Annotated in this window: 9 protein-coding genes; 2 read left to right on the top strand and 7 right to left on the bottom strand. The window is 63.1% G+C overall.

The genetic code is table 11. The features are described from left to right. Positions 1-91: 91 nt before the first annotated feature. Complete coding sequence (locus ABH939_RS15685) at positions 92-448, bottom strand: hypothetical protein (protein WP_050655267.1); 357 nt, start codon at positions 446-448, stop codon at positions 92-94. Positions 449-637: 189 nt separating this feature from the next. Between ABH939_RS15685 and ABH939_RS15680 the strand changes: the two genes are divergently transcribed. Further along, positions 638-976 carry an RNA polymerase-binding protein RbpA gene (locus ABH939_RS15680; RefSeq protein WP_003944971.1) on the top strand — a complete coding sequence of 113 codons (339 nt, stop codon included), beginning with the start codon at positions 638-640 and terminating at the stop codon, positions 974-976. Between the two features lie 444 nt (positions 977-1,420). Here the strand turns inward: ABH939_RS15680 and ABH939_RS15675 are convergent, their stop codons facing one another. The 6 genes from ABH939_RS15675 to ABH939_RS15650 form a co-directional block, all read right to left on the bottom strand. Further along, a complete protein-coding gene (locus tag ABH939_RS15675; RefSeq protein WP_003944910.1) occupies positions 1,421-2,599 on the bottom strand; it encodes a PrsW family intramembrane metalloprotease in 1,179 nt (392 codons plus the stop codon). Beyond that, complete coding sequence (locus ABH939_RS15670) at positions 2,596-3,249, bottom strand: hypothetical protein (RefSeq protein ID WP_228232700.1); 654 nt, start codon at positions 3,247-3,249, stop codon at positions 2,596-2,598. The genes ABH939_RS15675 and ABH939_RS15670 overlap by 4 nt, the downstream gene beginning before the upstream one ends. A 136-nt stretch (positions 3,250-3,385) precedes the next feature. Continuing rightward, positions 3,386-4,216 carry a hypothetical protein gene (locus tag ABH939_RS15665; protein ID WP_047270554.1) on the bottom strand — a complete coding sequence of 277 codons (831 nt, stop codon included), beginning with the start codon at positions 4,214-4,216 and terminating at the stop codon, positions 3,386-3,388. A gap of 92 nt (positions 4,217-4,308) precedes the next feature. Then, positions 4,309-5,877: an apolipoprotein N-acyltransferase gene (gene lnt, locus ABH939_RS15660; protein ID WP_064688459.1), complete on the bottom strand. Its 1,569-nt coding sequence runs from the start codon at positions 5,875-5,877 to the stop codon at positions 4,309-4,311. Between the two features lie 37 nt (positions 5,878-5,914). Then, positions 5,915-7,549, bottom strand: a complete 1,635-nt coding sequence (locus ABH939_RS15655; RefSeq protein ID WP_404649786.1) for an amidohydrolase — start codon at positions 7,547-7,549, stop codon at positions 5,915-5,917. 12 nt (positions 7,550-7,561) lie between these two features. Next, on the bottom strand, positions 7,562-8,122 hold the full coding sequence (locus ABH939_RS15650) for an FxsA family protein (protein WP_003944915.1): 561 nt from the start codon (positions 8,120-8,122) through the stop codon (positions 7,562-7,564). 250 nt (positions 8,123-8,372) lie between these two features. Here ABH939_RS15650 and ABH939_RS15645 point away from each other — a divergent pair, with 250 nt between their 5' ends. After that, complete coding sequence (locus ABH939_RS15645; RefSeq protein ID WP_007729826.1) at positions 8,373-9,032, top strand: hypothetical protein; 660 nt, start codon at positions 8,373-8,375, stop codon at positions 9,030-9,032. Positions 9,033-9,060: the final 28 nt, after the last annotated feature.

Here is a 9,060-nt window from a genome sequence, read left to right as displayed (position 1 = left end):
CAGGATCAAAATTTGTCGTCGTCAGGCGTCAGGAGCACCGCAGTGTTGCAGTGCTCGACGCAAGGCTAGAAACCGGTTGCCCACACCTGCTCTACCGGAAACGTTCGGCTTCGCGGGCAAGCTCGGTCAACCGTTCACACAACTGTGTGAGCTCTGAACTCTCTGCGCCCTCGGCAATTGCTGTCGCCACATCTTCGGCAGCGCATCGGACCTCGAACATCCGATCCACGAGTTCGACCGCTTCGACTGCGGTCAAGATGACGGCGTCAGCCGGGATCGACGTGCCCTTGACGGCATTGCGCTGCTCGTACGCACGCTGTCGACAAGACTGGCTGCAGTACCGGCGTCGACGACCGACACCGGTCACCGCGACCTCTCGACCACACCACACACACGGGTTTCCCGAACGCGCAGACTGCGGTGATCCGACGCGCGTGCTCTCAGCCATGAATCGACACTGTACTCGAGATTCGGACGCCTTCGATGAACGCGCACGGTACCCGGTAAGATGGAGAGGTTGCGTCTTCTCGCCACACGGGAACCAATCGGGTGCTCGTGGCGTTGTAGATGAGTGTGAGCGTCTACTCCCCAAGTCAGGGCGCCCACCAGCGGTGACGAACGAAGAGAGGACACCACCATGGCAGATCGCGTACTTCGAGGTAGCCGACTCGGAGCTGTGAGCTACGAGACCGACCGTGACCATGACCTCGCGCCCCGTCGTATGGCCAAGTACAAGTGCGAGAACGGCGAGATCTTCGACATCCCGTTCGCGGACGAAGCCGAGATCCCCGGCACCTGGTTGTGCCGAAACGGCCTCGAAGGCACCCTCATGGAGGGGACTGCTCCCGAAGCCAAGAAGGTCAAGCCTCCCCGCACCCACTGGGACATGCTGCTCGAGCGTCGCTCGGTCGAGGAACTCGAAGAGCTCCTCAAAGAGCGTCTCGATTTGCTGAAGGCCAAGCGTCGCGGCGCATGAACTAGCACTTCGATCAAGACCGTCCGGTTCTACACCGGGCGGTCTTTCTCGTTCTTCGGGGAGTGATCGTTCACAAGTCGACGTCATACTTCGGCCCTTCTTCGACGTGGCAACTTCAGGATGCTTCGCGGTCCTCAAAGACACTTCAGGGCAACGTCATTCAGCATCCAGGCGCACTCGCGGGCCGACAGTGCGCAAATCCTGGACTTGCGCTGGAGAACCATCGGCACTGCTTCGTGCACCAGTGTGAGCTGTATCCCCCACCCCGCGACACACCAAACTTCGGTAGACCAAACTTCGGTACACCAAACTTCGATACGGAGTGAACTGGTAGCCCAGTCACTCGGCCGGGTTGCTTGCCAAGTGACGATGGCAAGCAACCCGGCCGACTGGGGTGTGGGTGAATGATTTGCGGTGCTGAACGGTTCTTCCGCTACTTCCCGGTCACCGAGTGATGCTCTGTGCCGCGGTTCCTTGGCGGAGGCGGGTGATTTCGTTGCGTGATTCGACGACCTGGGGGCTGTCGTCGCCCTTGCTGACAGCTAGGTCGCTGCACAGATCCAGCGCGGCACGAACGATATGTCGTCGTTGGCGACGTTCGGTGCGAGTGGGTGCGGCTTTCGCGTAAGTGCGTTGTTGTCGCCATCCGCCGGCGGCTGTCACCTCGGCGTCGGTCAGGACGCCGGACTCGATTTCCGGGGCGAGAATGTCACGGACGAAGTGGGATTCACGTGGGTGCGCCCAGACGAACGCGATCCACAAGGCAGTGAACGCGAAGACGATGTCGCCGATCATGATGACGAACACGAGCGAACTGCTGCCGCCGGCGATCGCGAGCATGGAATCCCACACGCCGTGGATCAGGATGGGTGCCACGATCAACGCCAATCCGCGTCCGATCCGCCGGGGCTGGGCCGGGGTGCCGATCAGATAGATCACGCCGGCGCAGAAAAGGGCGGTGAACAGGGGATGAGAGACGATGTCGGAGTAGGTGCGGGTGGCGATGGAACCGAGCAGGCCGTCGGTTTGGTGGGCGCCGAAGCCCTGTGTTGCGCCGGCAATCGAGTACAGAAAGTCTTCGCTGGTCTGAAATCCCAAGCCGATGAAAGCACCGAGGAGCAGGCCGTCGGTTGCGGTGCGCACCAGGCGTGGTGCAAGCGCGAGGAGGACTACGATGCCGATGCCTTTGGCGGTTTCCTCCACGAAGGGTGCAGAGAGGCCCGCATGCCAGTCCTGAGCCCATACCTGCCCGAAAATCTTCGAGTAGAGCGAACCGACTGCTCCGTTCGCGGGTACTGCGATAGTGAACGTTGCTGCGGTGGCGCCCCAGATGAAGCCGGTGACCACTAGTCCTACGGGTTGGCGTTCGTAGCGGTCGATGTGCCGGAACCACCATGTCCAGACCGCGGCGCTGATGACGCCGACGATGCCGGCAACGAGGAGTGCGCGCCCGAAGTATCCGGCGAAGGGAGCAAACATCTGCCAGCCTTTGACGAGGCCGAATCCGCACATCCACAGGTATATCCAGAACACGACGTTGCGTGGCTGGAAGAAGTGAAATTTCTCGCCCCAGGCCGTCGTATCGAATGCGCGGGAGCGGGTTTCGAGGAGATCGGTGCTCACTTGGTGTCTCCCTCGTGTGTGCCGATAGAGGCGATCATGTCGGTGATTTCTCGACTGCGGGCGGCGATCTGATCGGGTGGGCCGACTACCTGTACCCGAATTCCCTTGCCGTCGACGACGAATGTGGTCACCGATCCGGCGGACCGCGGAGTGTCAAAGCTGACCTGGACGCCGCTCAGACCCCCGGCGGTGCTGATCGGCTGGCGCGCACCGGAGACCGCAAGCACGGAACTGCCGTTCGTCGCAAGACTCACGGCATCTGTTTGGGAGAGGAGCTCGTCGGCAGTTCCACTGAATGTGTCGGCGTCGACGCTCACGGTGACGGTGCCATCGGTCAACGTCACACGTGGGAGCGAATCGGACGCGCCATGTTGGTCGGTTCGGAAACCGCTGTCGACATTCCAGCCCGCAGGTACGGCGAAGGAGACCGTTTCGGTCACGGCCATCCGGTCTCCGGCGCCGGTTGGATCTTCGGAGGAGACAGCGGAATCGATGGCGGGCACGATCACGGTCCAGAGCATCCACACCGCCAAGATCGCGAGGGCGTGTGGGAAGACTCGTGTGTCGAATCCGAGGAAGCGGTGATCCGCTGGTGGACGTCTTCCGTGTAGGGGCTCGTGCTTGTGTGCAGTACTCGAAATAACGCTCAATTTCCCTCGTTTCCATTGCACAGCAGGTGCACTGACTATCGCAGAAACGGACAAATTCCGTGCATCAGCCGGCACCTGCCGGTCATCGAGACGATCGTGCACCAAGTTCCCGTAGGCGCGAGATCACCGAGAGCTCCTAGTCGACTGTGAATCTTCGCATCGCCAGATGTCCGAACACGCCGACCAGAATCAACGTGACGCCTGCGGTCACGGAAACGGAGTCGGTCACCAACCCCGCGATGCCGGTCACGGCTACGAACACCGGCAAAAAGTCGAACAGCCTGAAAATCGACTGCGGTGGTTCGGTTTCGAGGCCCTGAGCCTGAGCGGCCTTGTTCGGCGCATACTCGGGGTACCACTCGGTGAACGAGATCGCGAAGAAGGTTCCGAGCAACTGCAGAATCCATCCGGTCCAGAAGTTGTCACCGTCGTGCAGCAGTGCGTCTCCGAACAGGCCCACCACGGCCGACCAGGTGAAGGCGAGAGCCCACACCGCCGTAATGACGTAGTTGATGCGCAGAAACAGTGGCGTCGTCCAATACTCTTCAGGCGTCGACTCTTTCGCGTACTGCAAAGTGAAAGGATTGCGGAGCAGGATCGATCCGAAGGCAAAGACCACCAGCGCGATGTTGGTCAGTTCGCCTCCCCAGAGTTCGAACCACCGAATCGTGTTCGCCGACGCGAGGAGGCCGATGGCCGCCAGAACGCCGAAGAACACGACGTCGAAGACCTCCAACAGCTTCACGGTGCCGCCGCGCCGGTGACTGGCCGCCAAGATCAGCAGCGACAACCCGAGGGCTGCGGCCGCGGATTCCTCGAACCTTCCCGGCCCGGAGAGCAAAGACAGCAAGATCCACGGTGACAGGCCGGCGAGCGGTGACTGCAGAACCGCGTCGACGACACTGGTTTTGTGAACTGCATCCCGGGGCTCGGACTTGTCTGGCTCGGTTTTCTCAGGCTCGGTCACAAGAAGCCGCCTTACGCAGGAACGGGTGGCACAGCGAGTACCCGCGTAGGCGCTCCTCGGAACATCGGCAGCCCTAATATCCGATGCTCGGCTCAGATTGCCGCAGTCTCCTCGGGTGAGTGCTCAGCCTGATCTCGGCGCCGGGCCAGCACTGCCATGGCAATCGCGCCGACCGCGATGATGCTGAGCACGATCTCCGGCACCGGACCTACTCGGCTGGCAAGGGTGGAGCTGGTCGAGAGCGGCACCTTCGCCACCAGGGTCGCCGGCACGAACAGGTCGGTTTGCGAAGTCACCGCACCGTCGGGAGCGATGATGGCGCTGACACCACTGGTTGCGGCGACAACGACGGCGCGGCCGTGCTCGACTGCCCGCACACGCGACATTGCCAGCTGCTGATAGGTCATCTCGGTGTCCCCGAAAGTGGCGTTGTTGGTCGGTACCGCCAGCAACTGTGCACCGTTGCGCACAGATTCCTGGAACGCCCGGTCGAACGCCACCTCGTAACAAGTCGCGACACCGATGGGTACCCCCGCTGCATGGACAACGCCGTTGCCCTCGCCGGGAACGAAATTGCCCGCGCGATCGGCGTACGAGGAGAAGTTCCGGAAGAAGCTTCGGTAGGGCAGGTATTCGCCGAACGGCTGAATGATCTTCTTGTCGTGCTGTTCCTGAGGACCGTTGGCGCCGTCCCACACGATCACCGAATTGGTGGTCGTACGATCGGCGTTCACGAGTACGGTGCCGACAAGAATCGGCGCTCCGATCGCTTCGGAGGCCCGGGTGATGTCGGCAGCGGCATCGGCGTTTCGCAGGGGGTCGATGTCCGAGGCGTTCTCCGGCCAGATCACGACGTCAGGCTGATCGACGCGGCCCGCGTCCACCTCGGCAGCAAGTTTCACGGTTTCGGCGACATGGTTGTCGAGGACCTGCTTGCGTTGCGAGTTGAAGTCCAAGCCCAACCTCGGAACGCTTCCCTGAATGGCGGCGACGGTGATCGTTCGATCACCGGAATCCATGGTGGACAAGAACGGCGACACCACGAGAGCAATGATCACGGGCACGAGGGCAGCGGCAACAGCTCCGAAGAATCCTCGGTCCCATCGTTTGGCCGCGACAGCGACTGCAACTGCTGCCAAGCCGGTACCGGTCAGGGCCACCGCGAAGCTGAGCAGCGGCGCACCGCCGACACTCGCAAGAGGGAGGAGCCACCCTTCGGATTGACCGAATGCGAGCCTGCCCCAAGGAAATCCGCCGAAAGGAACGCTGGAACGAAGCCACTCGGTGAGCGTCCAGGTCGCAGCAATCCACAAGGGTGCCCATGGCAACCTCGCCACCAGAACCGCAAGCAGCCCGAACAGTCCGATGAACAACGACTCCACCGCGGCCAACGCGATCCACGGGACCGCACCTACGAACACACCGATCCACGGAAGCAACGGCACCAGAAATCCGAGACCGGCCAAGTATCCGTAACCGAAGCCGGCACGAAGGCGCAGTCCGCCGCGCCCGAAGTTCGTCAACACACACGTCAGAAGAGCGATCCCGACGGGCGCCAAGAACCACAGCGGGCGGGGTGGGAACCCTGCGAAGATCAGGAATCCACCAGCGGTCGCGTAGAGCGAACGTAGCCATGCGGAACCGGTGAGCACAGCGCTCACACGGGAGCGATCACCGACAGACGCCTCTGCGCCGGCCTCACTCACTCGACGAGCCGCGCTGATAGACGACGCGTCCGCGATGCACCGACTTGATGCAGACCGGAATCGGCACATCTTCCGCCAGCCTCGGCAGAGCGGGTACGCGCGAGCGCGGATCGGTAGACCATCGCTGAACCGAGTCGGCGGGTGCGCTCACTTCGAGTTCGCCTGCCTCCCACAACACGTAGGAGGCCGGTGCGCCCGGATTGAGGGTTCCCGCGGCGCCGTCCCGCACTCCGCCCGCGCGCCAGGCGCCGCGAGTTGCCGCGGAGAAGGCCGCACGCGGCGAGATTCCACTTCCGTCGGTGCGGTGCTGGACAGCGGCGCGCAGCATCGCCCACGGCTCGATGGGGGTGACCGGGGCGTCGGAGCTGAATGCGAGCGAGACACCCTTACCGGCAGCAGGTGCAAACGGATTCAACGCTGCTGCGCGCTCTACTCCCAGGCGCGTGGCGTAAAGACCGTCGGTGCCACCCCACAGTGCGTCGAACACCGGTTGGACGCTAGCGATGACACCCAAGGCGGCAAAGGTTTCCGCGTCGGCCATAGACATCATTTCCGCGTGCTCGAGGCGGTGACCCAACGCGGCGACCTTGGGGCCACCCAGTTCGTCGGCGACCCTGCGGAACGCGGCAGCTGCCGACGAGACGGCGCCGTCACCGATGGCATGGAACCCGGCCTGGACGCCCGCGAGGGTACAGGCCCGGATGTGTGCGGCGATCGCGTCGACGTCGAGGTAGGCATTGCCCGTCGAATCAGGTTGGTCTGCATAGGGTTCGAGCAACCACGCGGTATGCGAACCGAGCGAGCCGTCGATGAAGAGATCCCCGCCGAGTCCGTCTGCTCCGGTTTTGTCGAGGAGCGCGCGAGCATCCTCTTCGCTGTCGACACGCTCACCCCAGTAGCCCCGAACCTCCACGCCGTGATCGTGGGCCAACAGTTCCTGGAAATCGGTCAATCCCGAGATGTCCGGTCCCCCGCACTCGTGAACGGCCACGATTCCGCGTGAGGCGCAGAGATCGAGCGCAGCGGTACGAGCAGAAGCGCGCTGAGTTTCCGTCAGCAGATTCCGAGCGGCATTGCGCGCCAGGTGGTGTGCGTCGAACGTCAACGGGCCTTCGGCCGAGTATCCAGCGGTGTCGGCGAGGCCGGAGATCCCGTCGCGCAGTGCGCTCGAGCACGCGGCCGAGTGAACGTCGATCCGCGAGAGATACACCTTGCGGCCAGGGGCGGCCGCGTCGAGATCTGCGGTCGACGGCGGGGTCTGTTCGGCCCACTCGGTGTCGTCCCAACCGTGTCCCCAGATGACTGCGTCGGGATGGGCAGTTTCGGGGTTCGCGGCTGCGAATGTTCGTACTCGCGCGAGACATTCGTCCAGAGAGTTCGCGCCCACGAGATCGAGGCCGACGAGATTGAGTCCCAGTGCGGTGATGTGGACGTGGGTGTCGACGAACCCGGGAGTGACAAACGCACCACCCAGATCTTCGATCTCCGCGGCGGGGTGCAACGCCCGTCCGGCGCGCTCGTCGCCGACCCACACGACGGTGCCGTCGGTGATGGCGATCGAGGTCGCGTCAGGTGCAAATGAACTGTAGATCCGGCCGTTGACCAGCAGACGAGTAGTCACGAGCACCCAGTCTGCCTGTTAGTACTGCGGCCCCCGCGAACGGGTGGGTGTATCCGTGTCCAGAATCTCACCCTCGAGCACCAGTTCCTTGCCGTTGCTGGCGACGTACTCGGTGGTTTCGGGTGTCTCGACGATGATCTCGCCGTCGATCACCTCGCCGTTTCCGCGCATCCGCGCCGCGTAGCCGACGGTTCCGGCGAAGGCGTCACCACCGGCGGCAAATGCTGCTGCGCGCTTACCTGCCAGGAGCACTGCAAGCGGGCGCAGCGCCCAGCGGGTCGGCGGAATCAGAAGCAGCAGGCCCAGAACCGAAGTCACGAGTCCGGGTACGAACATCAACGCGGAGCCCGCCGCGACCAAGGCGCCGTCGGCGACCGCCAGTGACGGCGATCCCTCACCCCGCGTGGCCTTACGGAACCCGTCCATGACCCGTCGCCACTGCGAGCGCATGAGGATCAATCCGACAAGCGATCCGGCGAGAAACAGCAGCACTGTCCAGGCGACACCGATGGCGTTGCCCACGATGACCAAGGCTGCGATCTCGACGATCACGTAGAGGAGAAATACGGCGGCGATCATGACGTCCCCTTTCAGACGGTCTATTCGTTCAACGCTCGAGGGGCCGGTTTTTCTCCCGACAACGACGCAGAGGTGCAAAACAGGTGGGTGCTGTGAGTCACACGGGCCTTCTCTCACGCACGTGCGACTTGCCTGGCGTTAACTAACGCTCCGCTAACGATTCTAAACCTCAAGTTGACGTTGAGACTCTGCGCATGGTCAAGTCACTTCGGGCCGCATTTCCCGGCCTCATGAAATGAAGGAGCCCGACATGAGCCGACTCCCCGGCAAGACACTCGCCCGACGCATTCCCGCTGCCATCGCCGGCACTGCCGCCGTCGTGGCACTCACCGCCGGCAGCGCGATGATCAGCGCGGGAACCGCGGCCGCAGAACCGGTAGTACCCGAAGGAATTGCCGCACTGATCGCGCAGGCCGCAGCCATCTCCCCCGAAGCCTCTGCTGCTGTTCAGCAGTTGATCGGCACGGCAGGCGCTGATCAGATCACGACCGCTCTCGATCTCCCGGACATCGGCGTCACCAAGCCGCAGTCGTTCATGTACCCCGCACCGACGGTCGGGTGTGGCGTGGCCGGTGAACCCGTCACCGTCACCCTCAGCTCCGCACAGGCCGGTCCGAACTTCCCGTTGCCGCCGTGGGTCGAGGCCGACCATCTCCGTTTCCAGGCAATCCCGGGTTACGTCGGCATACCCAAGACCTCCGGGTTGAGTGTTGCCTGGATCAACGTCGGCACGTTCAAGGGCGGCATCGTCCCGTTGGACGAGAAGTTGCCCGTACTCGATACGCCGTTGCTCTCGAAGGTCGTCGACACCGGTGACGGCAAGGTGTTTGCCGCTCTGTTCGGCAATGTCGATTACGCAGACGGGAAGACCTGCATCGTGCTGCCAACAGTGGGCTCTTTTGATGCTTGAGCAGAGCGAAACGCTCGATCCCTGACAG

Origin of the sequence: Rhodococcus sp. 27YEA6 (assembly GCF_044908235.1) — a bacterium.
GTDB lineage: Bacteria > Actinomycetota > Actinomycetes > Mycobacteriales > Mycobacteriaceae > Rhodococcus_F > Rhodococcus_F qingshengii.
Note: the sequence above shows the minus strand (reverse complement) of the source record. Positions and strands in the feature narration are given on the sequence as shown.

Bases quoted from the DNA above. Each gene is read 5' to 3' on its own strand.
- ABH939_RS15650 (WP_003944915.1), bottom strand. From the start codon at position 8,122: ATGATCGCCGCCGTATTTCTCCTCTACGTGATCGTCGAGATCGCAGCC.
- ABH939_RS15680 (WP_003944971.1), top strand. From the start codon at position 638: ATGGCAGATCGCGTACTTCGAGGTAGCCGACTCGGAGCTGTGAGCTAC.
- ABH939_RS15685 (WP_050655267.1), bottom strand. From the start codon at position 448: ATGGCTGAGAGCACGCGCGTCGGATCACCGCAGTCTGCGCGTTCGGGA.
- ABH939_RS15645 (WP_007729826.1), top strand. From the start codon at position 8,373: ATGAGCCGACTCCCCGGCAAGACACTCGCCCGACGCATTCCCGCTGCC.